Consider the following 25767-nt stretch of genomic DNA (forward strand, 5'->3'; position numbering starts at 1 on the left):
CTTCAGAGACTATTATTAACGGACCACTTTTTTACCTTGCGCTTGGGTGAAAAAACGGTGGCGGCGACGAATATCAGCGTGGAGACCAGGACAATGGCGGCGCCGCTGGGGAAATGAAACAGGTAGGAGGACATGAGGCCCAGCCAGGTTGAAATAACACCAAATACCGCCGCCAGAATGAACATTTTGCGCAAGCTGTACGTTAACTGGTAGGCCGCCGCGGCGGGGTTGAGAATCAGGTTGAACACCAGCAGGCCGCCGATGCTGCCTAGGGAGACCGTAATGGCCGAACCGGTTAAAATAAGCAGGGCGTAAAAGATCAGGTTGGCCGGCAGCCCTATGGCCAGCGCCAGTTCCCGGTGAAAAATAACCGCCTGGATTTCTTTGAAAAACAATATTATGAGCAGCACAATAATGAAAGCCACAATGAACAGCAGGTACAAATCAGCCCGGGTAACTGTAAGTATGCTGCCCCATAACAGTTCCAGGGCCTCTGTTTTGGGACCCGGGATAACGCCCATGAACAGGAAAGCCAGTCCCATGGTCAGAGAGAATACGATGCCTATGGGAGTATCGGTATTTAACTCTCCCCGGTCGGCCAGGGGGCCGATAACGGCCACCGCCGCCAGGCTGAAGAGGAAAGCTCCCGCTTCAGGGCTGAAGCCCAGCAGAGTTCCCAGCAGGGCGCCGGCAAAAGCCGCGTGGGCAATGGCCACTCCGATGAAGGAGAGATTCATGGTTACCACCAGCACACCGATGAGAGAACAGGCCGCGCCGCCAAGACAGCCGGCCAGAATGGCGTTTTGCATGAATTCATATTGCAGGATGGAAAAATCCAGTTTACTCAGCTCCCGTTTTTTTGGTGCCGATAATAATCTTTGAGTCCAGGGTATCGCCGATTTTCGACAATGGGTAACCGGCAAAATCCGGAGCCTGGTGGATTTCTATAATGTTGAAATACTCCTGCAATAACGCCAGGTAGTCTTCAAAAAACAAGTCTCCGGCAAAGGAGTACACGCGGTTCTCTTTGGCCGCGCCGGCAAACCCGGTCAGGCTCCATTCCATGTCCAGCAGCGCGCTTTTTGAATATTCCTCCGGGCTGTAGAAGCAGTGTTTGTTTATGAAAAGACCGCCTTCATTCATGCAAGAATATATCTTCGGCACCAGGTGTCTGTTCTTGCCCCCGGGATTGGAGGCAAAGAACACCACGTCATAGCCTTCAGCCAGGTCATCTTGGAAAAAATTGCCCTGGAGCACTTCCACCCGGTTAGCCCGGAATTCTTTGATGTATTGGCGGGTATCTTGGGCAACGTCCGGGAAGTCATAAACATAGGCCCGGATATTGGGGTTGGCCGCGGCGAAGGCGATGGCGTACAATCCGTGCCCTCCGCCCAGATCAAGCAGCTTTCTTGCTTTTTCAAACTCCACGCACCGGGTTACCAGGCCGACCGTCCTTTGCAGTTCTCCGCACAGCGCTTCCCGGGCCAGTGAATGAATCAAGTTGTTGGCGAAATACTGTTCTTCACTGGCGACAATGGGTCCGCTTTGGAGTATGCCGGGTAACTGTTCCCACAGTTTTAAACCGTTGGCCAGGTTTAATATGACTTCGCGCTGGTGCAGGGGAGAGCCGGCTGTTAAATAAGTGCTGCTGAGGTCCGAGTTTTTATAACAGCCCTTCTCCCTGACGATTAAGCCCAGCGATACCAGAATCCGGCACAGGTTTTCGGTCAATCCGGGGTCTGTGCCCAGTGTTTCCGCCAGTTCCTCCGGGGTCCTGGGGACGGTTAGCTGTTCAAAAACACGCATCTCCAGGGCGGCTTTAAGAGCGGTAAACTTTTTATAACCGTCCGCACAATCATGCAGTATTTCCATTAACGGTTTTGCACTTGTGCCGGGCTCGCTTTTTAAGCAGCTGTCCAATGATTTTTACCGTCCTTGTGGTAAATTTATTTATTGTTATGCGCCAAATAATTCAACTGCTTTTTGGGCTATGCGCTGCCCAAAAATATAACACAGGCTTTCACCCTGTTCATAATGTCCCTGTATCGCCACAGCCCCCAAATGAATGTACGGGCGCCCGCAGCCGGTGCCGCTGGAATAGACCAGCATTCCTTTGGTGACAAGATGGTCGATAACGGTGGAAAGGGCTGTGTGGGCGCCTCCCTGCAAACCGTTGGCCGTGGCAAAAACCGCTCCCAGCTTGCCTCCCAGGTTATACTCATGGGATTGATCAAACCATTTTTTTAACTGCCAGCAAGTATTGGCAAAATAGGTCGGGGTGCCGAAAACTACGGCCTTGCTTTCGTTCAGGAATTCATCGTCAACAGCGTCCAGGGAAAATATCCCCACTTCCACACCAGGCACTGTTTCCAGGCCTGATTTAACCACCTCCGCCATTTTCCGCGTATTGCCCGTCTGACTGAAATACAGGATTGAAATTTTCATTGTTTTTCCAATGACTCCTTTCCCCAGTTTTTTTCGTTTATTCCGCCGGTTTCCACAGATCCCGGCGGGTTCACGCCTGCCGTGAACAGCTTTTCCATTCTTTTAAAATGCCTGATAGATTCATGCGCATGTCTTCCTTGTGGGGAATGCAAAAAGGCTAAGACGCAGCTGCGACAGCAACTGCATTTTAGCCTTCATGACAAAATTATAAATATTAAATATTAATAATTATTTTATTTTTTTACCGGCGAGGTATAAGGTTCATGCAGACTTCGTATCCGCAATACCCATTTCTTATGGACATACTTCACCATAACTATAGCATCATCTCCACCCGGTGTCAATTTTTATACCTTTGGCTTGAATGAGATGGAAATGCGCATATAAAAGCGTACAGGGCTTTTGTGCCGATAAAGTTGTCTGAAAAAGCGGTTGAAAGAAAAGCAGGGCTTATGCTATAATCCTTTTACTGAAACAAAAGACGGCAATATATCATAAAACCACGAAGGTTGGAGATATTCGCCGGGAAAGGATTCTTTTTCCGGTACGCCGGTTTCAACGGATTTGTCGGGGAAACGACTTTACATGCTACGAAGGCATACGTTATCGTATGCTTTTTCTTTTTTGCTTTCTAAGAGGAGAACTTATTTCGAATGCTTTTAATCAACAAGACTTTACTTAAAATGTCCAAAGGCTTCCGGGGCTATATCGCGCTGATCGCCCTGCTGAAGCTGCTGACCCTTGCGGGTATCGCCATGTTCGCCCAGAGCATATCCGGATTTCTAGGAGGGCTTTTCGATCCCGGCTCCGTTGATTTCCGGGAATCGGTGCGTACCGCCTTTGTTTCAGCGGTGATCATACTCATCAGCGAAGTCCTGATCGGCGACGTCGAATACAGATGTACCGCAAAGTCGCGCATTGTATTGCGGGAGCGGATTTTTTCAAAAATACTTCTCCTGGACGTCGGTAACATTGAAAAAATGGGCACGACCCACGCCGTGGCTGCGGCTGTTGACGGCATTGAAGCCATGCAGATCTATTACAGCAAATATTTGCCGGGGTTGATCTACTGTGCCATTTCGCCCTTCTATCTATTCTGGAAGCTGAAGGAGGCCTCATTTACCGCCGCCCTTTTTCTGCTGATTGTGTCTTTGATACTTCTGCCGGCCAACAACTTTTTCCGCTCCGTGGTGCGAAAGCTAAAGGACAGCTACTGGGTGAGTTTCCTCAATTTGACCGGATATTATCTTGAGAGCCTTTACGGGCTGACGACGATCATGCTGTTCGGGAGGGACAGGGAGCGGGCCGGGATCCTGGAGACAAAAACCGGCGACTTCTGCCGGAAAATTATGGGCATTATGAGGCTGAACTTCAAGGCGTTTCTCTTTTCCGATCTGGTTATTTACTCTTCGGTGTTTATCACCGTATTGATGGTCACGGCGCAGCTTTCAAAAGGGGAAATATCCCTGGCTTCCGCCCTTTTGACACTGATGCTGGGCTACGGCTTTTTCGGCTCGATACGTATCCTGATGCATTCCTCGCACCAGGCACTGGCCGGCGTCGCGGCGTCACAGAACCTTTCCCGGATATTTGACATTGATACGGGCAGGCCTTCCAAACCCTTTGTACAGAAGGAAGAATCCGACGGATTTGTCGGAATACGCCTTGAGAACGTGGAATACTCCTATGAAGACCGGGACGGTGTTTTAAACAACGTTTCCATCGACATTGAACGCGGTAAGACCACTGCCCTGGTTGGCCAATCAGGAAGCGGAAAAACCACCGTGTCGGGGATTTTAATGCGGTTTTTCGATCCGCAGTCCGGAGAGATCCGCTTCGAGGGGACCGACTATGCCTGTTATGAGCCCGGTGAGCTGCGTAAGAAGATTATCATGGTGCCCCAGTTTGTCAGTATTTTTTCAGGTACCATCGAAGACAACCTGCTGGTTGCCAAGCCTGACGCAACCATTGAGGAAATGCACAAAGCTCTGGAGTTGGCGCGTCTTAAGGACTGGGTGACAGGCCTGCCCGACGGGCTGAAAACCGACGTGGGCGATGCGGGAGCAAAGCTTTCCGGCGGACAGCGGCAAAAAATAGGAATAGCCCGTGTCCTTCTCGGCAATGCCCAATATATCATTTTTGATGAGGCGACCTCGAGCGTTGATTTTGAGAGCGAACGAGAAATATGGGCGTGCATCGGGGAGCTTTCCAGGATGCGGACGCTGGTTGTAATATCCCACAGGCTTTCCACAATACGCCGGGCGGACAGGATCTATGTCCTTTCCGGCGGGAAAGTCGCGGAGCGCGGCTCCCACGAAAAGCTCATGGAGCAAAACGGAATTTATACAAATCTGGTATCCGAGCAGGCGGTTTTAGAGGCCCGTGGCGTCAACGGCGAGGTGGCGGTATGAAAAAGAGAAAATACGGTTTAATGCAGACCACGGGCAGGCTTTTGGCCATGGCGGCCCCTGTCAAGGGATTGCTTACCGTTTCAACCCTTGCCAGCATTCTCGGAAACCTGGGGCATATCGGGCTTTTGGGGTTTGGCTCAATGATGATCATGCGGGGCGCCGGATTTACCGGGTCCGGTTCATTGGTTTTATGGGGGGCGCTGACACTTTTCTGTTCCGTACTGATTTTTGCCTGCAGGTATATTGAAGGTTATGTCTCCCATGCGGCCGCCTACAAGCTTCTGTCTTATATGCGGGTGGATATGTTCAAAACCCTGAGCAAACTTGCGCCGGCCTGCCTCGTGGACAGGCACAAGGGCGACATTCTCTCGGTGGCCATCTCGGATATAGAGATTATTGAGGTGTTTTTCGCCCACACCATCGGCCCCCTGTTCACAGTCATACTCCTGCCGGCGGTAACGCTCTGCGTTGCCGCCGCCATTGCTCCCCTGTTTGTTCCGGCCCTTCTGCCAATTTACATAATTATCTGTGTCCTTTTCCCCATCGCTGCCGTCAGGCTGGGAAGAAACGCCGGGATGGCATACCGGCAGCGGGTGGGAGAGCTCAAGTCTCTTACCATTGAAAGCGTAATGGGATTAAAGGATATCCAGATCTTCGGATTCGGTCAAAGGCGCATCGATATGGTACAGGATAAGACGGCGGAGATCAACAAGGTTAGCCGCCTGCTTACCATGCACCGGCAGATCGTGACCTCGGCGCCGACTTTCTTCGTATACCTGGCGCGTATCCTTGTCATTTCAGTCGCCGCCTATCTTGCCGCTACCGGAGACCATGACCCTGTGGGTGTGATCGCGCTTTCCTTTGTGGTTTCCGCATCCTTTTCATCCACCCAGTCTCTTACCACGGTAATATCCTCTTTATTGGAAGCCTATGCCGCGGCGGAGCGCCTTTTTGTATTGGAGGACATGCAGCCGGAGGTGGTCGAGGCGGAAAATCCGGTGATGTTCCACAAAATAGAGCGTGTCGAATTTGATAACGTAACATTCCGGTACAGTACGGAACGGGGCAAGGTTTTGGATGGATTCAACCTGACGCTGAGCGCCGGCGAGAAACTGGGGATATCCGGGGAAAGCGGCATCGGCAAGTCGACCGTCATACGCCTGCTGCTCCGGTTTTGGGAGCCGACCTCAGGCGAGATCCGCATCAACGGCATCCCGCTAAAGGAAATATCCCTGGCCTGTCTCAGGGAGCGCATATCCATGCTGGAACAGGAAACCTTCATTTTTAACGACACGGTTGCCGCCAATATTGCCGTGGGGAAAGAAGGAGCGACCCTTCAAGAAGTAATGGCCTCGGCAAAACGGGCGCAAATCCATGACTTTATCATGACTTTGCCGGACGGTTATGCTACCCAAATGGGGGAAATGGGCGGCAGGCTTTCCGGCGGCGAGCGGCAGCGCATCGGCATCGCCCGGGCCATGCTGCGGGATCCGGATATATTGATAATGGACGAGCCCACAAGCAATCTTGATGTGCTCAACGAAAAAGAGATGCTGAAGACCCTGGAGGACGAATACGGAGATAAGACTCTTTTCATCGTTTCGCACCGCTCCTCCACCCTGACGGGCTGTTCAAGGATCATTCACCTGGGTTAATCATTTATTTAATAATAGTTTTATCCAAACCTGATAAACCGGTTTGGATCTGCTTAAAATTTTTTATGGAGGTGTTTTATGGAATTAAACGATCGGGTAAAAGAAGGCTGGCGGATATCCGCGCGAGGCTACAGCGGGATCGTACAGGCGGAGCTGGATGACGGCGCGGAAAGCCGGTGGGTCTCCGGGATCCTGGAGATGGCCCCGCGGGAAGGGAGGCTGAAGATACTGGATGTCGGCACCGGGCCGGGCTTTTTCGCAATGATCCTTGCAAAGGCCGGGCATGACCTCACCGGAATCGACGCGTCTCCGGATATGCTCCAGTGCGCCCGGGAAAACGTTGCGGAATTCGGCGTTACGGCCAAGTTCCAAGTTATGGACAGCCAGCAAACGGAGTTTGAGGACAACAGCTTCGATATGGTCATAAGCCGCAATGTGGTATGGACGCTGGTACGTCCGGAGGACGCATACCGGGACTGGCTCAGGATACTAAAGCCGGGGGGAAGGGTCCTGATCTTTGACGGAGATATGTCCGAAAGGCGCCGCACTCCAAAAGTAAAGGCCATCGAAAAGGAAAACCGCGCTAAATACCTGGAGTTGTACGGCAACCCGCCCATGTCCTTTAAGGATGAAGAGTTTGACAAAGCCCGGGGCTGGAAGGTCGATATGCCTCTGTACAACGAACCCCGGCCGGAATGGGACGTCAAAACCCTTGAGAAGCTGGGTTATAAAAACGTTAGCAGCGAATATGTCGCGGACCGGGTTCACGATGTGAAGCGCCTGCTGCTCTACCGCACGAATCCGATGTACCGGGTTTGCGGAGAAAAATAAAAACTCAATGTTATTTTAATTTTATGGAGAAATGAAAATGAAAAGAAAACTGACAGCGTTCCTTCTGGCCGCAGTGATGGCCTGTACAATATTACTTTCGGGCTGCTCACGGCCTGAATCCGGGAAAACAGCTTCCGCGCCGCCCGCCGGCCGGGAAAAAGAAACCGTTACCATCACGGACCTGGCGGGACGTCAGGTTGAGTTGGCGGTGCCCGTTGAAAAAGCCGCGATCAACTGGACCGGTTCCGGCGGGGCGTTTATGACGATGTCCGCCCTGCTGGGCAAAGACGTTTATAAGTACATCGCCGCATGGGACGGCGGTCTCCAGAAATACCGGTTTGACATGTTTAAACATTACAGTTCCGTCATCCCGGAGCTTGCCGACATACCCGTAATCGGCAGTGTCGAGTATGAGGACTTTAATATGGAAAGGCTCATCTCGCTGAAACCGGACGTTGTCATCCTGACGCTGGGCGTGAAGCAACAGGCTGAAAAAGTTCTCGAAGCCGCCCTGGAGGAGGCGGGGATCCCCCTGGTATATATCGACTATCACGCTGAGACAATTGAAAACCATTCGAAAACCACGCGCCTCCTGGGCAAATTATTCGGCAAAGAGGAACGGGCGGAGGAAGTCCTCAGTTATTACGTGGATAATATAACAATGCTCACCGGCCGTTTGGCAAAACTTACGGACGGGGACAGACCCTCGGTTTACATGGAGACGGGAATGAATCAGGCAAACTACGGCAATACCTACGCCAATAATTACATGTGGGGCGGAATGGTTAACAAGGCTCTGGGGGCGAATATCGGCGACGGCGTTGTGGAAAACGCGGGCCCCATTGAAGCTGAATTTCTTATCTCCCAAAACCCTGATTATATTATCTTAACGGGTTCCTACTGGCCAAATGAACCGACTTCCCTGCGCATGGGATATCTTTCAAAACCGGAAGAAACACAAAAACTGTTAAAAGCGTTCACCGACAGGCCCGGCTGGTCTGAGCTCGACGCGGTGAAAAACAAAAAGGTATTCGCCATTCATCACGGTTTGGGCAGAGAGCTATATGATGTGGCGGCGGTGGCTTTTCTTGCAAAAACCCTGCACCCCGATCTTTTTGAAGACCTGGACCCGATGGCGATGCTTGAGGAATATTACCACCGCTTCCTGCCCTATGACCTTTACGGGGTGTGGATGACACAGCTTCAGTAGGATGGAAATGATTAAAACAAACACACTGGCAAAAGATTATCAGGAGCGCTCCCGAAAACGCCTGACAAAGCTTACTGTCGGCCTGCTGATCTGTTCTGTGGGCCTGATTGCGGATATCCTCATCGGGCCCAGCTGGCTTACGATTCAGGAAACTTTTACGGCGCTGTTCAAGCCTGAGGAGGTTGAAACCGCAGTCAGGGTGATCGTGTGGACCTTCCGGTTCCCCGCCACCCTCATGGCGCTGGGAGTCGGAGCCGCGTTGGGGATTGCCGGCGCAGTGATGCAGACAATCCTGGACAATCCCCTGGCCAGCCCCTATACCCTGGGCATTTCAGCCGGGGCGGGCTTCGGGGCGGCGCTTGCCATCGTCTTTGGCAGCATGGTGACCACAGCTTTCGGACCATATCTGGTACCGACTTGTGCTTTTTTATTTGCCATGCTGACGAGCTTCGTGATCTATCTGCTTGGAAAGCTGAAAGGCCTGTCTCCGGCAACCATGGTGCTGAGCGGCATAGGACTGTCCTTCCTGTTTCAGGCTTTGCAGTCCCTGCTTCAATATATCTCCACTCCGGAGGTGCTGCAGAATATCGTATTCTGGCTTTTTGGCAGCCTTACAAAGTCGAACTGGTTCACGGTCACGCTGATCTACATCGTTCTTTTAGTTGTGATTCCCGCCATTATGGCGGATTCATGGAGGCTGACGGCATTAAAGCTGGGGGATGAAAAAGCCCGGGGGCTGGGAATTAATGTGGAGCGGCTCCGGGTCAAAATGTTCATCCTGGTGTCGATCCTTACCAGCGCGGCGGTGGCGTTTGTGGGGATCATCGGGTTTATCGGCCTTGTGGGACCCCATGTGGCACGGATGCTGGTGGGTGAGGATCAGCGTTTCTTTGTGCCTCTTTCGGCAGTCTTCGGCGCCGCGCTGCTTTCATTTGCATCCATAGGGAGCAAGGTCGTTTCACCCGGGGCGATACTGCCCATTGGCATAGTCACCGCCCTCATCGGCGTACCGTTTTATTTTTCCCTGATACTCAGGGGCAAAAGAGGGTGGCTGTAATGATCGACATCATTGGTCTTTCTTTTGGATATAAAGAGCAAATGGTATTGAATGACATAAGCTTTGAGGCAAAACCGGGGGAGATAACAGCCATAATCGGCGCAAACGGGATAGGAAAATCCACTTTGTTAAAAAATGTTTGCGGGCTGTTAGAGGGAGACGGCACGATAAAGATTTGCGGCAAGCCCTTAAGGGAGTACCGCCCAAGCGAACTGTCAAGCCAGGTCAGTTACCTTTCCCAGGACACGGTCTCCCATGCGCTGCTTACCGTATTTGAGATTGTTTTGCTTGGCCGCATCGAACGGTTAAGCCAAAGGATCAGCGACGAAGACATCCAGGCGGTGGATGCCGTATTGCACAGGCTGGGAATCGAGTCTTTCGCCTTCCGTTATATCGGTGAATTGTCAGGGGGGCAGCGTCAGCTTGTTTTTATCGCCCAGGCTTTGATCCGGAACCCGCAAGTTTTGGTTATGGATGAACCCACCAGCAATCTCGACCTTAACTATCAATTCCAGATCATGGAGCTGATAAAAAAGCTTACGGTCACAGAAGGCCTGACTACCCTCATAACGCTTCATCAGCTGGAACTGGCCGCCCGGTTTGCGGAAAAGATTATCGTGCTTGATGGCGGGCGGGTTTACGGAAGCGGCACTCCGTCCGAAGTATTGACCAGGGCTATGCTGCGGGAGGTATACAGAATGGACGTGGAAATCGTGAACAGTGCGGGAGCGATTCACATCGTACCGATCTGCCGGCATGTGAGTTAGAAGGCAGAACCCTGTCCAGCCGGGACAGGGTTTAAAATATGGCAATCAACATGAAAGAATTTAATGTAAAGCCTCTTTTACTGAAGGCATTACATTGGCAGGTTGGTCTTAATTTAGTACCATATTTGTACCGGGGGGTGGTAACGCAATGAATATTAAAGAAGATATTAGGCCTGTTTCTTATATTAAAGCCCATGCGGCTGAGATTCTGGCGCAAGTGAACGAGAGCCACAGACCTGTCTATGTTACACAAAACGGAGAGGCCAAGGCGGTCTTGCTGGATACTGAATCCTATGAAAAAATGAAGAAGGCTCTCGGTTTATTAAAACTACTGGCCCAAGGAGAACAGGATATAGTCAATGGAAAAGTCTTATCACAGGAAGATTTTTTTTCGGCTATGGATCGTGACTATAACAATACAAGGCCATGAATAAAAGGACATATCAGGTATTCTGGACACAAACTGCCCAGCAAGATTTTAAAAAAATAATTGAATACATTGCCGCTGATAGTGAAATTCAAGCCGGGAAAGTTTATCCTGGCATTAAACAAAAAGCTGAACACTTAAGTCAAATGTTCCTACGGGGAAGAATTGTTCCGGAATTAAGATATTACAGTATTTTAATCTACGGGGAATTAATCAGCCCACCTTGGCGAATTATTTACAAGACTGAGGAAAATAAAGTATGGGTGCTTGCAGTAATTGATGGAAGAAGAAATGTTGAGGACATATTGCTTGACAGGTTTATTTAACTGGAGATATATCACGAATGCTGTCTTTGTTTGGGGAAAAAGCAAAACTGCTTAGGGTTTAAAACAATAAACAAGTCCTGGAACGCCTGACGCATATGCAGGGCTTGGAAAATTTTTATCTTGTCGGCGGCACCGCCGTAGCAAGATTTTTTTGCCCCCAGGCATCTCCCGGTATTCATTATACCTGTCGGTAAATACCGGCTCGGTAAACCAGAGCCTCTTGCCGCCCGGCTTTGAAATAAAGCGGCTTTTTCAGCTTCTTTGTATCCCGGATATTGTAATCATCTCCCACCGGTTATATACTAAAAAATAGGAATTAGCTTAGGAGTACTTCCGACATGGAAAACGACAGGATCGACCATGACCGCCTGTTTAAAGAACTGCTGGAGACATTTTTTGCCGAATTCATGGTACTATTCTTTCCGGAAGCCGCCCAATCCATTGACCTGAAGCAAATCAAATTTCTCCAGCAGGAGATATTCACCGACATAACAGCCGGGGAAAAACGCGCAGTGGACATATTGGCGGAGACCCGTCTAAAAAATGAGTCCGGCCTGATCCTGGTCCATGTTGAGCCCCAGGCATACGAGCAGAAGAAATTCAACCAGCGGATGTTTATCTACTTCAGCCGGCTGTATGAAAAATACCGGCGCCGGATACTGCCCGTGGCGGTATTCAGCTATGACCGGGTACGGGATGAGCCGGACAGTTTCGGGCTGGGGTTCCCCTTTCTGGCAGTTTTGAATTTCCGGTTTTACAAACTGGAACTAAAGAAACTGCACTGGCGGGAATATATCCGCAGCGACAGCCCGGTGGCCGCCGCCCTGTTAAGCAAAATGGGCTATGAGCCGGAAGAAAGAATAAAAGTAAAGCTGGAATTCATGCGCATGCTGATCCGGATGCAGCTGGACCCGGCCCGGATGGAATTGCTGGCGGGCTTTTTCGAGACCTACCTGAAATTAAACCATGAGGAAGAAGAACAATATAATCTAGAACTGGGAAAACTGGATCGCAAGGAGGTTGACCAAATTATGCAGATAACCACCAGTTGGCATGAGAAAGGCCGTGCTGAAGGCATAAGAGAAGGTATCAAAGAAGGCGAAACCAAAAAAGCGCTGGAAACCGCCCGGGCCGCCTTGAAGAAAGGGTTGGCGGAAGATGTAATTATTGAAATAACCGGCCTGCATGCCGAAGACATTAAGAAGCTGAAGGACCAGTTGAACTAAAGTCGCCAAGGAACATATATCTTTGTTCCCATTTTTCACCGCTTGCTGCCGGCTTCTTTTTGCCTGTTCCTGAATAGTTACCGGGAACCTGATCAGGTAAATAGTTAAACTAATAACCATGAAGGCTCATACTCTCCGAAAAACGGAGGGCTTTTGTGAGTTTATTTTTTGAGATAAGCAAACCATGAAGGTGCCGCACTGCAGAAGCAAGGGCGTTTTCCTGGTTTTTTGTTTTAAACAAATTAAAACATTACCGGGATCACAGGGCGTCAGATGAAATAAAGCAAGCTCTACATGGAAAGGCTCTCCATTTCCCGGTTGGGCGGACCGGGCAGGCTAAATCCGGTGCCGGCCAGCCGCCCGACCTCCTGGAACCGGCCGCTTTTTTTCACGGCCGGTGGGGAAAGTGGGGATTCTTGCCCGCTCCCGGGACGCGCGTTATAATATTGAATTATAAATAGAGTTCAATATTTTATTGTCGAAAGGATGCTGGTTGTTGAAAGTGTTATACAACTTTGATGCAGTAACTGACAGAAAGAATACCAATAGCATGAAATGGGACAAGAGTAATAAGTTATTCGGTAGTGATGATTTAATTAATATGTGGGTGGCGGATATGGATTTTCCCTGCCCGGAATTGGTGGTTAAAGCTGTTAAAGAGCGGGCTGAATACCCTGTTTACGGATACTCTTTTCCTCCGGAGTCATTATACGATGTGATAGTTGAAAGGCTGGACAGAGTTTACGGCTGGAAAATAAAAAAGGAGTGGATCGTATTTACGGCCGGGGTGGTTAACGGGTTATACTCGGCAGTCGGGGCTTTTACCAATCCCGGAGACGAGGTGGTGGTACAGCCGCCGGTATATTATCCGTTTTTTAATGCAGTTAAAGACAATGGCTGCCAGATTTTATACAACCCTTTGGCCTTTGACGGCCAGCGATATGCCATGGACCTGGATAACCTGGAAGAGCTTTTTAAAACTGTCACTACCTTTCCGGCACGGGTCCCCCGGATTAAGATGCTTATTTTATGCAGTCCGCATAATCCTGTGGGCAGAGTATGGTCGAAGGAAGAGTTGGCCGCTTTGGGAGAAATTTGCCTCAAAAACAACTGTATGCTCATATCTGATGAAATTCACAGTGAACTGCTGGTTGGCGATGTTCAGCATACGGTTACCGCGACGATATCCCCGGAGCTTGAACAGCAGACCATCACCTTTTTGTCCGCCAGTAAAACATTTAATCTGGCCGGCCTGGCCACTTCTTTTGCCGTTATCCCCAATGATTATTGGCGCGGTGAATTTATAAAATCCAGGGCCGGCCATAACAGCGGCAATTTATTTGGCTTTGCCGCCCTTGAAGCCGCCTTTCGCCACGGTGACGAATACCTTCGGCAGTTGCTGGTATACTTAAAGGATAATATAAAATTTTTTACCGGTTATATAGAAAGCAATATTTCCGGTCTTAAAGTGATTAAGCCGGAAGGGACTTATCTGGTATGGGTAGATATGCGAAAACTGGACATGAATGCCCTGGAACTGCAGAATTTTATCCGCTGCAAGGCCCGTTTGGCATTGGACGACGGTTACGCCTTCGGACCCGGTGGCGAGGGGTTTCAGAGGTTTAACCTGGCCTGCCCCCGTATTGTGCTGCGAGCAGCGCTGGAGAGATTGGAACAGGCTGTTGCGGCAATAAAAGTGACTAACATACCCTTAAATCCTTAACTTTGCTGGTAATATATAAATGTAATTTAACGGGGAGGGTTGCGGGATGCCTGAGTTACCGGAGATATACCGTCTATCCGAGCAAATGAACAACGAGCTTGCGGGTAAAACAATTAAAGGCGTCCAGGTGCTGCAGGAAAAGTGCCTTAACATGCCCGCTGAAAGTTTCATTAAAATACTGTCCAACAAACGTATCGAAAATGCCACGTCCAGGGGAAAGTGGATAGTCATAAAGCTTGAACCTGATTACCGGCTTTTTTTAAGCCTGGGTATGGGAGGAAACGTAATACTGCATGAAAATGGACAGGCTCTGCCGGACAAATATCAGTTGAGGATTGACTTTCATGACGGGCGGATTCTAACCGTCGGATTCTGGTGGTTTGGATATGCGCATGCCGTGAGCGAAAAGGATTTAGGAAGCCATAAGATGACCGCGAAGCTTGGCCTTACACCTATAAGGGAAGCCGGTTTCAGCTTGGAACATTTCCTGGGCCTGCTTAAAGGCAGGAAGGGCTCTGTAAAAAACTTCCTGCTAAACCAGGGCTATATCGCGGGTATAGGAAACGTGTATGTTCAGGACATACTGTTCAGGGCCAGGATGCATCCCGGCAGGAAGTTGCAGACTCTTACGGATGAAGATAAATCTTTACTTTACAGCAGCATTATGGAAACCCTGGGGGAGGCGGTCAAACTGGGAGGGCTGGCCTATGAAAAAGATCTTTACGACCGGCCGGGCGGATTCAAGGATTTCCTTGTGGGCTACAGGGAAGGGCAGCCATGCCCTGAATGCGGCGCAACCGTTGAGAAGATAAAAACCGGCGGCACGGCCTCATATATATGTCCAAACTGTCAGGGGACGGAGGACCCGGTGGATTATTGAACAGTGGTTTTAGAGAATAGCTAATTTTAACTTACCCGGCGTTATATGGCGGCACGGCTTTGCCAATTTCGGCTTTCATGGCTGGGAAGGCGGGCCGTATACCTTTTTTTGTCACAGTTTGGTGTTATAACCAATATATTAAGGTAAATGAACCGCTATTTTAAAAAAATGGGATTGGAGTGATTGTTCATGGGATACGGATTTGGATCCCCTGGTGGCCGGGTCCAGGGACCGGATAAGGGAAAAGCTCCTTTTGGCCCCGGTTATAAACGGCCTCCGGCCAGGCCGGTATTCGGCCCGTGGCCCTGGGAATATGGGGCGGCAGATTCCCTGCACTGTCCCAGGTGCGGTTACGGCCCGTTTCCGTGGCCGGGCGCCAGGCCGGCAAAGGACCCTCCGGCTGAGGAACCTGTACTGAAAAACAGATGGGTATGTATGCGGCTGGATCCCTGCAACAGGGATTGCATATTTAAATAAAGTCTGACGCCTTACGGCGGGCGTCAATAAGGAAGTATTGTTAACAGGGAACGGTGTGGCCGGAAGGCTACGCCGTTTCTCTGTTTCTGCGTAACATTTCATCGGTTAGTTCGGGGATGTTCAGGATGCCCACGCCGTTGTAGACGATTTCCACCTTTTGCTTCCGCTTCCCGCTGCTCTTGTCGGGCGCGTGGATGATAATCTTCGAGATAAACTCGTTGAGAATCGTCGGCATAAGCTCCTGTATGTCCGTGTATTTCCTGACCGTCGCAAGGAATTGTCCTGTATCCTCGGCCTTCCGTTCCTCCGCGGACTTCAGACTCACCTGTCGGACGAAGACCTTTTCGAACTGCCGCACATACCGGATGACGCCCCGCACATGCTCCAGCATCAAAGCATACAGCACAACTTCTCGAATGAAGTGGACGGAGCAGGTTCCTGTGTTGCTTTTGTAGTTGGAGCAGACAAAATGGTTCTGCCGTTCCTCGAAGCCTTTGGCGGTGCAGTAGTAAAGCTTTGCCCCGCAGTCTGCGCAGTGGAGCAGACCCGAGAACATGCTCGTTCTGCCTGTTTTGGTCGGTCTGCGCTTGTTTTTCCGAAGCTCCCTTTTTAAGAAACACGGCGGTTTTGATTTTTGCTTTCAAAACCGCCGTCTATTTTATAATTGTTTTTTTGCACAACTATTCAGCCACCATGACAACGGTTTTTTTTATTTCCGTTGTCTGGCGGCATTTTGGGGTGGAAGCTATTTTTAGGGTTCTTTGCACTGCTTTATCTCTCTTTTGCATAGGCGGTAGCGTCCGGCGCTATTATTTTTTCCGTAGCACGAAAGCAATAAAATTCAGATATTTCCCGCCGCCTGCGTCCATTGTTTTGCGGCAATGAACCGCAATCTCATTTTCTTCTTGGTTCAGCCAATCCACCCAAACGTTCTCGTTGCTTTCCATCTCGTATATGGAAATTACCTCTGCATCATGGCTGCTATTCACTATTTCCGTCCAATAAGCAATATCACGCAGATAGGCAAGCTGCTCCGGTGTCCACGAAAGAAGCAATTCTTTCGGCAGGTTATCATGGCAATCTTTTTTCAGGCCGGGTACGCAGCAGTAAATATATCCACCGTGTTTGACAAAGGGCAGTAGTTTTTCGTCCAAGTATTTTGGGTCACGTCCCCAAAAGTTATAGGAATCTGTGCTGACCACCGCATCGAAAAATTCTTTTTCAAAGGGCAAGGCGGTGGCGTCAGCCTTAACGGGTGTAATCTGTTCAGGTGTTAATCCCATTTTATAAAAAAAACTACGGTTTTCCTGCGGCTCACTCCACAAATCGGCGGCGTAAACCTTGAAGCCATAATCTTTTACGAGCATAACACTTGTATGCCCTTGCCCACTTCCGAGGTCGCAGACGATACTTCCGGCAGGGATTTTATGATTTAGCAGCATTTCTTCCTGCAATTTGAATGGGTTAGGCCCCATGGCCGTAGCCAGTAATTCGGGGGTATTGTACTTTTGGCTTATTGGATACTCCATTGTAATTGCTCCTTATCTTATCTTTTATTTGCTTTATTGCTTTTGCATAGTTAAATTATACCCCGTTCCTTTTATAAAAGCTCCCTACTGAACGATACAGAAGCAAAAAGGCGACATGACAAATCTGCCATGCCGCCTTTAAGGTATATTTATCATTTCTTCATTTCGGATAATATCTTATATACAGTCTTGGGCGACAAATAGAACTTATTTGCCAGTTGCGGGACAGGTGTACCACGTTGGTATTCCGTAAAAATGGTTGCATTACGTTCGTCAAGCAATTGTCTACTATTACTTAATTCGCCCCAGCCTTTTTTGTTTTCTTCTTTACGAGGAATATAAAGATATTCGCCGTCAATATGTTGTTGTATTGCCATAATCAAATCGTCTGGCAATACACAGATTGCATTTTTATAGCCCATTGTGCGCCTCCTATAATAATCAAAAAATAGGATTACGCAAGGACTATCCTCATATTTGAATTATGCGATAGCCCTTGCTACGCACAATACCGACTCCAATGCACCTTTAGGGATAAGACAACGCTCCTTTCGTATTTATCTATTGTTCTTGTCTTTAATATGCTTCTTTAATTGTTTCATTTCACCCTTGCCGCCAAACATTCTATTGAGTTTCTCGTTTTCAAGCTGGCGGGCATTTAATCCGGCGTATGATACTTCCCGTTGCAATTTTTGATAGCTCTCAAAGCGTTTTTCGGACAGTGTTCCATTTTCGATTGCTTCTCTAATGGCGCAGCCCGGCTCTGCTCCGTGAGAACAGTCGCCAAATTTGCACCGGGCGGCAATTTCTTCAATATCTTCAAAGGTTTTTGACAGGTTGCCCGTATAAATCTGCAACTCCCGCATACCGGGCGTATCTATGACAATGCCGCCATTTGGCAATAGCAATAGTTGGCGGTGGGTTGTGGTATGTCTGCCCTTGGCATCATCTTCCCGTATCGCTCTCGTTGCAAGCAGATCCTGCCCCATAAGGCGGTTAATAAGTGTGGACTTGCCAACTCCTGATGAACCGACAAACGCAATCGTCTTTCCTTGCCCGATATAAGCGTTAATCCCGTCAAATCCATTCCCGTTTTCAGAAGAACAGGTAATGACCTCCGCTCCCATGCTCACCGAAGCAATATCGTTAAGCTTCTGCGGTAAATCAATACACAAATCGGATTTTGTCAGAACGATAACCGGGGTCGCCATACTATCCCATGCGATTGTTAAATATCGTTCAATTCGCCGGATATTAAAATCCGCATTGAGCGACATACAAATGAAGATAGTGTCAATATTGGCCGCAATCACCTGTCCAGCATTTTCCGTACCGGCAGATTGCCGCGCTAAAACGCTTTTGCGGCGCAGGATATGATGAATGATTGCATTGCCGGTGCTTCCGTCCAATCGGTCAATCATCACCCAATCCCCAACGGCGGGGAAGTTGGTTTGGTCGTTTGCGTGGTAGGCAAATTTACCCGAAACACTTGCATCTATTTCTCCGTATTCACTAACTACTTTATATAGGTCGCGGTGTTGCTCGGTAACTCTGGCGATAAACAGGCCATTATATAAGGTTGCCTCCTGTTCAAAGCGTTCGTTTAGTCCGTAGTTTTTCAAATTGATATTCAATGGTTTCAAATCCTTTCGCAAAGTATATGCGTACCAAATAGCCTTGCGACAATAAAAAAAGCGCAGTTACCCACTGCGCTGCAAAACAAACAAAAGAAGGTGTTAAACAAACACTTCTCCGTCATTCCGTAAGGCATTTGGGCACACAAAATAAGCAGGTCAAAATCCTGCCTCTGTGATACAAATAATTACCTTATCGGACGACCGACATTAATACACCTCTTTCTAATAATTATATAATAAAGTAACATCATTTCGCAAAATTGTCAAATCCCTATCATTATCACATGCCGCCTTAAGCCGGCGCTTTATTGACAGGCCAAATTATTTTGAAAAAATTTTTCAGGATACCCGGATTATACCGGGTATCCTGTTTTATTCTACAGCTTTGCGTTGAATGCGCCAAGTACCCTGCTGATTGGACTGGCGTAGGTTATCCTGTCGGAGCCGGCAAAAAGAAGGCCCACTGCCCTGCCGTCCGCAGCCAGTATCAGCGATCCGCTGTCCCCGTTGTCGCTCATTGAGCCGGTGGCGATCTGGTCCTCAAAAAGGTAGGATCTCTTGTCATCCTCAATGTGCAGGGTATTGTGGATCGCGGTTATCTGGGAGGAGGTTATGCCGGTGGACCTGCCGCTTTTAAAAACCGGCATGCCGGGGAAAGGCTCCGTGGTTCCGTTTACAGGGCCAAGTCCCATAATTTTGCCGTCCACCAGGCCGGGCTCCATGGGTATGGCCAGCGCGGCGTCCATCAAATTGGGCTCGGGTTTTTTCCCTTGTTTGTATTCCTGGGTGCTGATCCACTTATACGGGCTATAGGACGCCAGCCGGGCGATTATATCCCTGTCCGTGCCTCCGTCGTAGGGTCCGGGCTGCAGTATCGGATCTCCCACGGAGGCCAGGCCGTCCCGGCCGTCGGTTCCGTTGGCCAGAATGTGGTTGTTGCTCAATATGGCCACGCCGCCTGGAAAGCGCCCCCTGACCACCGCGCCCAGGGTCCCCGCGGAGGTTTTATAATGGCCTATGCTTACCCCCGGAGGTGCCGGGCGGAGCTTTGATTTGCGAAGCTCGGCGTTATTTCCGCCGGAGGGGGGGCTGTTTATACCAGGAATCGAGAACCCCTGGAAAACTACCCTGCCGATCTCCACCACGTCGGTGGGGAGGCTGTCCAAAAACCCCGGTATAGCCTGGCTCCTGGCGAGCATGACCCGGGGAACTTTTTTTTCCACCCCCACCACCAGGGACATCCTGCCGGTGTTGAACCGGTTGGTGTGCTTAAACCCCACACCAACCGATATTACCCCCGGAAGGTCCAGTAGCTGGAACCGGTGCTTTTTCAGGGCCGACAAGAATACCTTCATTTTTTATCACCTTGCGCTTTTTAACCATCATATGGCAGTTTTGACCTTAAGGTGATTTCCGGGGTATGATTTTGTTCGTCCGGCCAGGATAATTAATTACCTTTGTAGAAACTATCTTTGTGAAAAACGGACAATAATTTTACCAATCCGTGGTTATTGAGGTTTTACCATAAAAATAATTTTGAGAGGTAAAGAAATGTTCAAGGTGGCAAGCTTTAATACCAACTCCATCAGAAGCAGGCTGGGAATAATACTGCCCTGGCTTGAGCAGGAACGGCCGGATGTGCTTTGTTTGCAGGAAACCAAGGTGGAGGACAGGGATTTTCCCCTGGAACCCATTAACGGGGTGGGTTACCAGGCGGTTTTCAACGGGAGGAAATCTTACAACGGGGTGGCCATTATAAGCAGGCATCCCATGCAGGATGTCGGCAAGGACGGCGTGGAGGCGGCGGAGCCCGGGGAGGCCCGGCTGATAGCCGCCACCATCCTGGGAGTGAGGGTGGTAAATACCTACATACCCCAGGGACAGTCCCCGGACAGTGACAAGTTTACTTACAAATTGAACTGGATACGCGGGCTTAAGGATTACTTTCAGCAGCGCCACAAACAATCCGACTATCTTATATGGACAGGCGATTTCAATGTGGCCCCGGAGCCCATGGACGTGCACAACCCCAAAAGACTGTACGGGCACGTGGGCTATCACCCGGAGGAGCATAAAGCCCTGCAGTATGTCAAGGAGTGGGGATTTGAGGACGTATTCCGCAGGCACCAGAAGGAGGGAGGTAATTTTACCTTCTGGGACTACCGGGTTAAGGACGGGGTTAACAGAAACCTGGGCTGGAGGGTGGACCATATCTGGGCCACACCTCCCCTGGCCGAAAAATCAGTCCGGGCGTGGATAGACAAAGAGCCCAGATTAAAAGACAAGCCTTCCGACCATACCTTTATCGTCGCTGAATTTGAACTGTAAAATAATCTTTAAAGCCGCCCGGTGAAAAAGGGCGGCTTTTACATATATGTAAGGATTAAATCAGGAAGGTGATTTTTATGAATGTTAGCACTGATTGCATCGTAAGTATCTCAGAGGCTAATCAAAATTTTTCTAAGGTTGCGCGCCTCGTTGATGAAAAGAAAAAAGTTATCGTAATGAAAAATAATAAACCTCGATATATTATTATCGATTTTGAAGATTATGAGAGCCAAAAGACAGAAGAACAAATGCTCGACAAAATTGCTGGTGAAATATTGGAAAAGAATTTTAATGCATTTAAGAGGCTGGCTGAATGATTCTCCTGTTTAAAAGTGGCTTGGATAGATTCCAGCAGATGGGAATAGTTCTTGACTTGCCGGGAAAATACCGGCCGGCAAGTCAAGAACCTTTTTATTTGTTATTGCCTATTTCCAAACCAGGGCTTTACCCAGCAGATCGATTAAACCTTTTACTTCCACACCCAGCTCGTGCTCTTCCACCATGGGATTGAGCTGAGCCTTACAAATGGAGCAGGGAGCGCACAATATGCCGTCCCCGCCGGCGCCCACGCCGGTCGCTCTAACCAGTTCAGCCTTCTTGGCGGAAAGCCGGATGCGGCGCCGGTACATTTCAGGGTCGTCGAACAGTATGCCTGAACCTCCGCCGCAGCAAAAAGTCCAGTCCCGGTTAGGGGTCATTTCCCTGAAATCCGCCACACTGGCCTGCATCACCGTGCGCAGGTTTTCTTGCAGGTCGCAGGCCCGGGCGTAATTGCAGGGGTCGTGCAGGGTGACCGGCTTGCTGTTCCTGGCGGGGTCCAGCTTCAGCTGGTTGGTTTTAATGTAATAAGCAACTTCATCGTGTATATGTGTTATTGGCCACACCATGGGGCGGTCGGCCATGGTGGGAATGTACATTTTTGCCGCCCGCCAGCCGTGTCCGCATTCACCCCAGACAATCTTTTTGACACCCAGTTGCTGGGCCGCGTCCAGAAGCCGCATGACGTTATGACGCTGGGTATGCCTCTGGTCAAACAGGAACCCGAAGTTCCCGGCTTCAGTCACCGCGCTGGGAATAGTCCAGTTAGCCCCGATATAGGTGAAGAACATTGCCGCGCCCATCAGGGTGTACGGATTTGAATAGAAGTCCGCCGAGGAAGGAATGTAGAGAATATCGGAATCCGGCTTATCCACCGGAAATTTGGCCTCAACTCCGAATTCGTCCATTATATCTTCTGAAAGGAATTCCAGGGTGTCGATAAGGCCGGGTTTGGGGGTATTCATGTGGTTTCCCACGTTTAACATGGCGGCCCCCGTATTGGCGTGCAGCCTCGGGGTAATGCCCAGCCAGTGCAGAATCTGGCGTCCCACAAAGGTAACCTCGCAGGTGTCGATGCCCAGGGGACAGGAACGGGCGCACCTGCGGCACTCGCTGCACTGGTAGAAGTAGGAATACCATTCTTCAAGCACATCCAGGCTGATATCCTCAGCTCCCACCAGCTTGCCGAACCATTTTCCCTCCGGGGTGAAATACCGCCTGTAAATTTTGCGGATTAATTCCGCCCTGTTGGTGGGGATATTCCTTGGATCTTCCGTACCCAGGTAGGTATGGCAGTTTTCCGCGCAGGCGCCGCACTTCACGCATGATTCCATGGCCATTACAAATGAACGAAACTTTTTGCGCATTTCGTCCAGGTACTGGATGGCCTTTTCGCACTTCTGCCCGTCGGGCACAGGCTCAATGTGAATTTTCCTCATCTCGGCGCCGGAAGCCCGGACAGGCTGCACCATGCCTTTATATTCAGGCATACATTAATCCCCCCTCGGGTTTTATCTAAAAATAACCCGGGGTGAGAGGAAAATCTTGAGGTTTTTTACCATAATAAAATCAAAGCACAGGCACATATAAATAAAATTTTCTGGTCTGCTTGTATTCCTCGGTAAATAATTCAAAGTATTCAATACCGGTATTATTGTTTAATTTAAGCCCGGACACACTGAGACATTTATCCAGATCTTTAAAAACCGTGCCAAATATTAAGCCCATGAATCCCGGGTACCTGAATATGGCGTACTTGGATTCGGGAATACTCCTCTCCACAAACCCGGACCGGTCTCCAAAATGTTCCTCCGCGGCAATACCGAAAAAACTGAATTTGCGTGACGGATTGCTTTCGTCACTGCGGGTAATACTGAACAATCGCCTGGAGGCGCCCTGGTAAATGTACTCCTCCGTAAGATCGAAGACCCTGCCGGTCAGTTCTTCCATTTCCTCCGGGTTCAGTGGATGGTGAATAAGGAGTTCCTTTCCCAAAAGTTTTATTTGTTTGATTTTCCGGCAGTAGTGGTCCACAATAATAGCATTGTTTTTATTTCTGAAGTCCCGTTCAATGATGTACAGCCTTTTTATCAAGGAAACGGGAATATTCTCTTTTTTGTACCGGCTTGGGGTAACCTGAAACATTTTTAAAAAGTCCCGGGTGAACTGTTCATGGGAGTTAAAACCATATTGGAGGGCAATTTCCAACACATTGCGGTCCGCTTTTTTCAAAGCGATGGCTGCTTCGGAAAGCTTTCGCTCCAGAATGTATGATTTCAGGGTCTTATTGGTCACAGCCCGGAAAATGCGATAGAAGTGCGTGGGAGAAATATAATGCCGGGACGCCAGTTCCTCCAGGGACAGCTTCCGGTGTAAATTGGACTCGATATATTGGATGGTTTCATTGACTATTTCAATATAATTCATGAACTCCCTCGCCAGGTAACAAGGCAGGGATTAACTTTTTTCCACAACCTCATAGAATACCTATTAATTACCAAAACAAAGCTGATAATTCCTGCATTGTTAAAAAATAATTGTATTTACAATAAACCCCGGCGCTTTTTTGCCGGGGTTAAGTCTTGTTGTTAAGGTTACTGTTTAGTCAAATTTACGGTAATTTGAAATGGCAGCCCGTTAAAGAGTCGCCGGCAAAATAAGCATATTTATTGATTTCCCATCATGGTTAAGGAACACACCCATAATTGCCCTCTGGTTTACCGCGCGGTTTCCGGGGCGGCGGTGATTACAGGGGCATCAGGTATCTGCACTCTCCGGCCCGGCTGCCATTATATTCAGGCACCCTGTTCACTTCCACCGGAAGGCAGTCCTAACCCGGCGGCCCTGGCAGCCGGAATGTCGATATTGGGAAGTCCCGACGCCGGTTCGGTATAAGGTCTGTTGATAATCCAGCGTTCGGCATGGCCCAGGCGCCTAACCACAGGGCGAAGTCCGATTTGAACAGGCTCCTGAAGAAAATAACTTCGCTGCCGATAACAGCGGCGGCCTGTGTTTTCGTCCCGGGAAACGGCGACAGTGTAATATTGTGGACTATACGGGCTCCGGCCCAGCGGCCCAGCCGGTACAGCATACCCAGGGTAAACACCGTCAAGGCAATATAGGGCATTATCTGCATTATGAAATAGAGCATTGGCCAACCTCCTTTTGACCGGGGCGGATGGCAAACACCTGGTCTTCCGTCATTAAAAATCCTCCTCTTCAGGTTTTAGCTAAAAGATAACCCAGACTGGAGGAAAAATCTTGAGGTTTTTTACCATAATGAATTCAAAGCACGGGAACATGTAAATAAAATTTCCCGGTCTGCATATAATCCTCATCAAATAACTCAAAAAATCTGATACCGGCGTCCTGGTTGAATTTAAGTCCGGATAACCTGAGACATTTGTCCAAATCCTTGAATACCGTGGTAAATACTATGCCCATAAAATCCGGGTACACGAATACAGCATACCTGGACTCTGGAATGGTTCTTTCCTCCAAGTCCGACCGGTCACCGGAATACTCCTCCGGGGCTATGCCAAAGAAACAAAATTTTCGCGCATTATCTCGCCAACAGCCTGTAGGACCCCGTCCTTGAAGGTTGGGGTCCTACAGGTTGTAAAGCTCGAAATTACAAGGTCAGGGGACACACCTCACTTTGGAGCGCGGCTTCAGGGCCGGGGGAATGTCCCCAACGAATTTTCGGAAGGGGAATAATCCCTTCCAGACCCGGGGCTCACTTTTATGCCAGGCCCCGGGCGAACAGGGCGGCTCCCAGGGCGGCGGTGATTACCGGATCTTCGGGTATTTTTAAACCGCAGCCCAGTTGCTTTGCCAGGGACGCGGCAACTCCGCTGTTGCGGGCCACTCCCCCGGTGAATACTATTTCCGGCTCCAGCCCGGTGCGGGACGACATGGAGGCCACCCGGGCCGCCACGGAATTGCACACCCCGGCCAGAATGTCCGCCTTGGGCGCCCCCGCCGAGACGTGGGAAATAACCTCCGATTCCGCAAATACCGTGCAGAATGAGGAGATATCACACTGATTTCCGGCCTGCAGGGAAAGGTCTCCTATTTCCTCCAGGGGCACCTCCAGCGCCCCGGCCATCACTTCCAGGAAGCGCCCGGTGCCCGCTGCGCATTTGTCGTTCATGGCGAAATCAGCCACCTTGCCGCCGGGTAAAAGCCTTATCACTTTGCTGTCCTGTCCCCCGATGTCGATGACCGTTCTGGCTCCGGGAAAAAGGTGGGCGATGCCCCGGGCCTGGCAGGTGATTTCGGACATTTCCCTGTCCGCGGGATAGGTAATCCTGCCGTAACCGGTGGCCACGGTGACTGCCACGTCGGACCCGGCCAGCCCCTTTTCATCCAGTAACCCGGCGGTTAGCCGGCGGGCCACATCCCTGCCGCCGTAGCCGGAGCGGCCGGTGGCCCTGGCCGCGATTTCCCCCGCCTCATTTAACAGCACCACCTTGGTGGTGAGTGAGCCGATATCAACACCCAGGAAATATTTTCCCACG

26 protein-coding genes are annotated in these 25767 nt (G+C 49.8%); 13 read left to right on the forward strand and 13 right to left on the reverse strand.

Annotation, left to right across the window (positions count from 1 at the left end; all coding sequences use genetic code 11):
- Positions 1-2: 2 nt before the first annotated feature.
- The 3 genes from DCCM_RS06110 to DCCM_RS06120 are packed head-to-tail and all read right to left on the reverse strand — an operon-like array spanning position 3 to position 2445.
- Positions 3-809, reverse strand: coding sequence for a metal ABC transporter permease (locus tag DCCM_RS06110; RefSeq protein ID WP_104371551.1), 807 nt, complete (start codon positions 807-809; stop codon positions 3-5).
- Positions 810-840: 31 nt separating this feature from the next.
- Positions 841-1920 carry a methyltransferase family protein gene (locus DCCM_RS06115; RefSeq protein ID WP_231702676.1) on the reverse strand — a complete coding sequence of 360 codons (1080 nt, stop codon included), beginning with the start codon at positions 1918-1920 and terminating at the stop codon, positions 841-843.
- 36 nt (positions 1921-1956) lie between these two features.
- The gene (locus DCCM_RS06120; protein ID WP_104371552.1) at positions 1957-2445 is read right to left on the reverse strand and encodes a flavodoxin family protein; all 489 of its coding nucleotides are present in this window, start codon (positions 2443-2445) and stop codon (positions 1957-1959) included.
- A gap of 653 nt (positions 2446-3098) precedes the next feature.
- Here DCCM_RS06120 and DCCM_RS06125 point away from each other — a divergent pair.
- The 11 genes from DCCM_RS06125 to DCCM_RS06175 all read left to right on the forward strand — a co-directional run bounded on the left by DCCM_RS06125 (position 3099) and on the right by DCCM_RS06175 (position 14958).
- Positions 3099-4856 (forward strand): ABC transporter ATP-binding protein/permease, encoded by a 1758-nt coding sequence (locus DCCM_RS06125; protein ID WP_104371553.1) that lies wholly within the window; start codon positions 3099-3101, stop codon positions 4854-4856.
- Entirely contained in the window at positions 4853-6511 is a 1659-nt protein-coding gene (locus tag DCCM_RS06130; protein ID WP_104371554.1) for an ABC transporter ATP-binding protein, read from the forward strand. Before DCCM_RS06125 ends, DCCM_RS06130 begins: the two co-directional genes overlap by 4 nt.
- A gap of 78 nt (positions 6512-6589) precedes the next feature.
- Positions 6590-7342, forward strand: coding sequence for a class I SAM-dependent methyltransferase (locus DCCM_RS06135; RefSeq protein WP_104371555.1), 753 nt, complete (start codon positions 6590-6592; stop codon positions 7340-7342).
- A gap of 37 nt (positions 7343-7379) precedes the next feature.
- The gene (locus DCCM_RS06140; RefSeq protein ID WP_165792030.1) at positions 7380-8552 is read left to right on the forward strand and encodes an ABC transporter substrate-binding protein; all 1173 of its coding nucleotides are present in this window, start codon (positions 7380-7382) and stop codon (positions 8550-8552) included.
- A 7-nt stretch (positions 8553-8559) separates the two neighbouring features.
- Positions 8560-9609 carry a FecCD family ABC transporter permease gene (locus tag DCCM_RS06145; RefSeq protein WP_104371606.1) on the forward strand — a complete coding sequence of 350 codons (1050 nt, stop codon included), beginning with the start codon at positions 8560-8562 and terminating at the stop codon, positions 9607-9609.
- Positions 9609-10376: an ABC transporter ATP-binding protein gene (locus tag DCCM_RS06150; protein WP_104371557.1), complete on the forward strand. Its 768-nt coding sequence runs from the start codon at positions 9609-9611 to the stop codon at positions 10374-10376. Before DCCM_RS06145 ends, DCCM_RS06150 begins: the two co-directional genes overlap by 1 nt.
- A gap of 148 nt (positions 10377-10524) precedes the next feature.
- Positions 10525-10806, forward strand: a complete 282-nt coding sequence (locus DCCM_RS06155) for a type II toxin-antitoxin system Phd/YefM family antitoxin (protein WP_104371558.1) — start codon at positions 10525-10527, stop codon at positions 10804-10806.
- On the forward strand, positions 10803-11129 hold the full coding sequence (locus DCCM_RS06160; protein WP_104371559.1) for a type II toxin-antitoxin system RelE/ParE family toxin: 327 nt from the start codon (positions 10803-10805) through the stop codon (positions 11127-11129). Before DCCM_RS06155 ends, DCCM_RS06160 begins: the two co-directional genes overlap by 4 nt.
- A gap of 338 nt (positions 11130-11467) precedes the next feature.
- On the forward strand, positions 11468-12355 hold the full coding sequence (locus DCCM_RS06165) for an Rpn/YhgA-type helix-turn-helix domain-containing protein (protein WP_104371560.1): 888 nt from the start codon (positions 11468-11470) through the stop codon (positions 12353-12355).
- Positions 12356-12857: 502 nt separating this feature from the next.
- On the forward strand, positions 12858-14078 hold the full coding sequence (locus DCCM_RS06170) for a MalY/PatB family protein (protein WP_104371607.1): 1221 nt from the start codon (positions 12858-12860) through the stop codon (positions 14076-14078).
- A gap of 46 nt (positions 14079-14124) precedes the next feature.
- Positions 14125-14958 (forward strand): Fpg/Nei family DNA glycosylase, encoded by an 834-nt coding sequence (locus tag DCCM_RS06175; RefSeq protein WP_104371561.1) that lies wholly within the window; start codon positions 14125-14127, stop codon positions 14956-14958.
- Between the two features lie 544 nt (positions 14959-15502).
- Here DCCM_RS06175 and DCCM_RS06185 read toward each other — a convergent pair.
- From DCCM_RS06185 to DCCM_RS06205, 5 genes are all read right to left on the reverse strand, one after another.
- Positions 15503-15991 carry a DUF4368 domain-containing protein gene (locus tag DCCM_RS06185; protein WP_104371563.1) on the reverse strand — a complete coding sequence of 163 codons (489 nt, stop codon included), beginning with the start codon at positions 15989-15991 and terminating at the stop codon, positions 15503-15505.
- A gap of 253 nt (positions 15992-16244) precedes the next feature.
- Positions 16245-16964, reverse strand: a complete 720-nt coding sequence (locus DCCM_RS06190) for an SAM-dependent methyltransferase (protein ID WP_104371564.1) — start codon at positions 16962-16964, stop codon at positions 16245-16247.
- A 152-nt stretch (positions 16965-17116) separates the two neighbouring features.
- Positions 17117-17386, reverse strand: coding sequence for a CD3324 family protein (locus DCCM_RS06195; RefSeq protein ID WP_092472687.1), 270 nt, complete (start codon positions 17384-17386; stop codon positions 17117-17119).
- 135 nt (positions 17387-17521) lie between these two features.
- A complete protein-coding gene (gene rsgA / locus DCCM_RS06200; protein WP_104371565.1) occupies positions 17522-18598 on the reverse strand; it encodes a ribosome small subunit-dependent GTPase A in 1077 nt (358 codons plus the stop codon).
- Positions 18599-18978: 380 nt separating this feature from the next.
- Positions 18979-19956, reverse strand: coding sequence for a chymotrypsin family serine protease (locus DCCM_RS06205; RefSeq protein ID WP_104371566.1), 978 nt, complete (start codon positions 19954-19956; stop codon positions 18979-18981).
- 196 nt (positions 19957-20152) lie between these two features.
- Here DCCM_RS06205 and xth point away from each other — a divergent pair, with 196 nt between their 5' ends.
- Together xth and DCCM_RS06215 are read left to right on the forward strand one after the other, a co-directional pair.
- The gene (gene xth, locus DCCM_RS06210; RefSeq protein ID WP_104371567.1) at positions 20153-20929 is read left to right on the forward strand and encodes an exodeoxyribonuclease III; all 777 of its coding nucleotides are present in this window, start codon (positions 20153-20155) and stop codon (positions 20927-20929) included.
- Between the two features lie 77 nt (positions 20930-21006).
- Complete coding sequence (locus DCCM_RS06215) at positions 21007-21246, forward strand: type II toxin-antitoxin system Phd/YefM family antitoxin (protein WP_104371568.1); 240 nt, start codon at positions 21007-21009, stop codon at positions 21244-21246.
- 108 nt (positions 21247-21354) lie between these two features.
- Here the strand turns inward: DCCM_RS06215 and DCCM_RS06220 are convergent, their stop codons facing one another.
- The 5 genes from DCCM_RS06220 to DCCM_RS06240 all read right to left on the reverse strand — a co-directional run bounded on the left by DCCM_RS06220 (position 21355) and on the right by DCCM_RS06240 (position 25766).
- Positions 21355-22737, reverse strand: a complete 1383-nt coding sequence (locus DCCM_RS06220; RefSeq protein ID WP_104371569.1) for a (Fe-S)-binding protein — start codon at positions 22735-22737, stop codon at positions 21355-21357.
- A gap of 79 nt (positions 22738-22816) precedes the next feature.
- Complete coding sequence (locus DCCM_RS06225) at positions 22817-23674, reverse strand: helix-turn-helix domain-containing protein (RefSeq protein WP_104371570.1); 858 nt, start codon at positions 23672-23674, stop codon at positions 22817-22819.
- Positions 23675-24077: 403 nt separating this feature from the next.
- Positions 24078-24398 carry a hypothetical protein gene (locus tag DCCM_RS06230; protein ID WP_104371571.1) on the reverse strand — a complete coding sequence of 107 codons (321 nt, stop codon included), beginning with the start codon at positions 24396-24398 and terminating at the stop codon, positions 24078-24080.
- Between the two features lie 134 nt (positions 24399-24532).
- Entirely contained in the window at positions 24533-24748 is a 216-nt protein-coding gene (locus tag DCCM_RS06235; RefSeq protein WP_104371572.1) for a hypothetical protein, read from the reverse strand.
- 241 nt (positions 24749-24989) lie between these two features.
- Positions 24990-25766, reverse strand: a complete 777-nt coding sequence (locus DCCM_RS06240; RefSeq protein ID WP_104371573.1) for an acyl-CoA dehydratase activase — start codon at positions 25764-25766, stop codon at positions 24990-24992.
- Between the last annotated feature and the right edge of the window lies 1 nt (position 25767).

Origin of the sequence: Desulfocucumis palustris (assembly GCF_002933875.1) — a bacterium.
GTDB classification, from domain to species: Bacteria; Bacillota; Desulfotomaculia; order Desulfotomaculales; family Desulfocucumaceae; genus Desulfocucumis; species Desulfocucumis palustris.

Bases quoted from the DNA above. Each gene is read 5' to 3' on its own strand.
- DCCM_RS06110 (WP_104371551.1), bottom strand. From the start codon at position 809: ATGCAAAACGCCATTCTGGCCGGCTGTCTTGGCGGCGCGGCCTGTTCT.
- DCCM_RS06120 (WP_104371552.1), bottom strand. From the start codon at position 2,445: ATGAAAATTTCAATCCTGTATTTCAGTCAGACGGGCAATACGCGGAAA.
- DCCM_RS06125 (WP_104371553.1), top strand. From the start codon at position 3,099: ATGCTTTTAATCAACAAGACTTTACTTAAAATGTCCAAAGGCTTCCGG.
- DCCM_RS06130 (WP_104371554.1), top strand. From the start codon at position 4,853: ATGAAAAAGAGAAAATACGGTTTAATGCAGACCACGGGCAGGCTTTTG.
- DCCM_RS06135 (WP_104371555.1), top strand. From the start codon at position 6,590: ATGGAATTAAACGATCGGGTAAAAGAAGGCTGGCGGATATCCGCGCGA.
- DCCM_RS06140 (WP_165792030.1), top strand. From the start codon at position 7,380: ATGAAAAGAAAACTGACAGCGTTCCTTCTGGCCGCAGTGATGGCCTGT.
- DCCM_RS06145 (WP_104371606.1), top strand. From the start codon at position 8,560: ATGATTAAAACAAACACACTGGCAAAAGATTATCAGGAGCGCTCCCGA.
- DCCM_RS06150 (WP_104371557.1), top strand. From the start codon at position 9,609: ATGATCGACATCATTGGTCTTTCTTTTGGATATAAAGAGCAAATGGTA.
- DCCM_RS06155 (WP_104371558.1), top strand. From the start codon at position 10,525: ATGAATATTAAAGAAGATATTAGGCCTGTTTCTTATATTAAAGCCCAT.
- DCCM_RS06160 (WP_104371559.1), top strand. From the start codon at position 10,803: ATGAATAAAAGGACATATCAGGTATTCTGGACACAAACTGCCCAGCAA.
- DCCM_RS06165 (WP_104371560.1), top strand. From the start codon at position 11,468: ATGGAAAACGACAGGATCGACCATGACCGCCTGTTTAAAGAACTGCTG.
- DCCM_RS06175 (WP_104371561.1), top strand. From the start codon at position 14,125: ATGCCTGAGTTACCGGAGATATACCGTCTATCCGAGCAAATGAACAAC.
- DCCM_RS06185 (WP_104371563.1), bottom strand. From the start codon at position 15,991: ATGTTCTCGGGTCTGCTCCACTGCGCAGACTGCGGGGCAAAGCTTTAC.
- DCCM_RS06190 (WP_104371564.1), bottom strand. From the start codon at position 16,964: ATGGAGTATCCAATAAGCCAAAAGTACAATACCCCCGAATTACTGGCT.
- DCCM_RS06195 (WP_092472687.1), bottom strand. From the start codon at position 17,386: ATGGGCTATAAAAATGCAATCTGTGTATTGCCAGACGATTTGATTATG.
- DCCM_RS06205 (WP_104371566.1), bottom strand. From the start codon at position 19,956: ATGAAGGTATTCTTGTCGGCCCTGAAAAAGCACCGGTTCCAGCTACTG.
- xth (WP_104371567.1), top strand. From the start codon at position 20,153: ATGTTCAAGGTGGCAAGCTTTAATACCAACTCCATCAGAAGCAGGCTG.
- DCCM_RS06215 (WP_104371568.1), top strand. From the start codon at position 21,007: ATGAATGTTAGCACTGATTGCATCGTAAGTATCTCAGAGGCTAATCAA.
- DCCM_RS06220 (WP_104371569.1), bottom strand. From the start codon at position 22,737: ATGCCTGAATATAAAGGCATGGTGCAGCCTGTCCGGGCTTCCGGCGCC.
- DCCM_RS06225 (WP_104371570.1), bottom strand. From the start codon at position 23,674: ATGAATTATATTGAAATAGTCAATGAAACCATCCAATATATCGAGTCC.
- DCCM_RS06230 (WP_104371571.1), bottom strand. From the start codon at position 24,398: ATGCTCTATTTCATAATGCAGATAATGCCCTATATTGCCTTGACGGTG.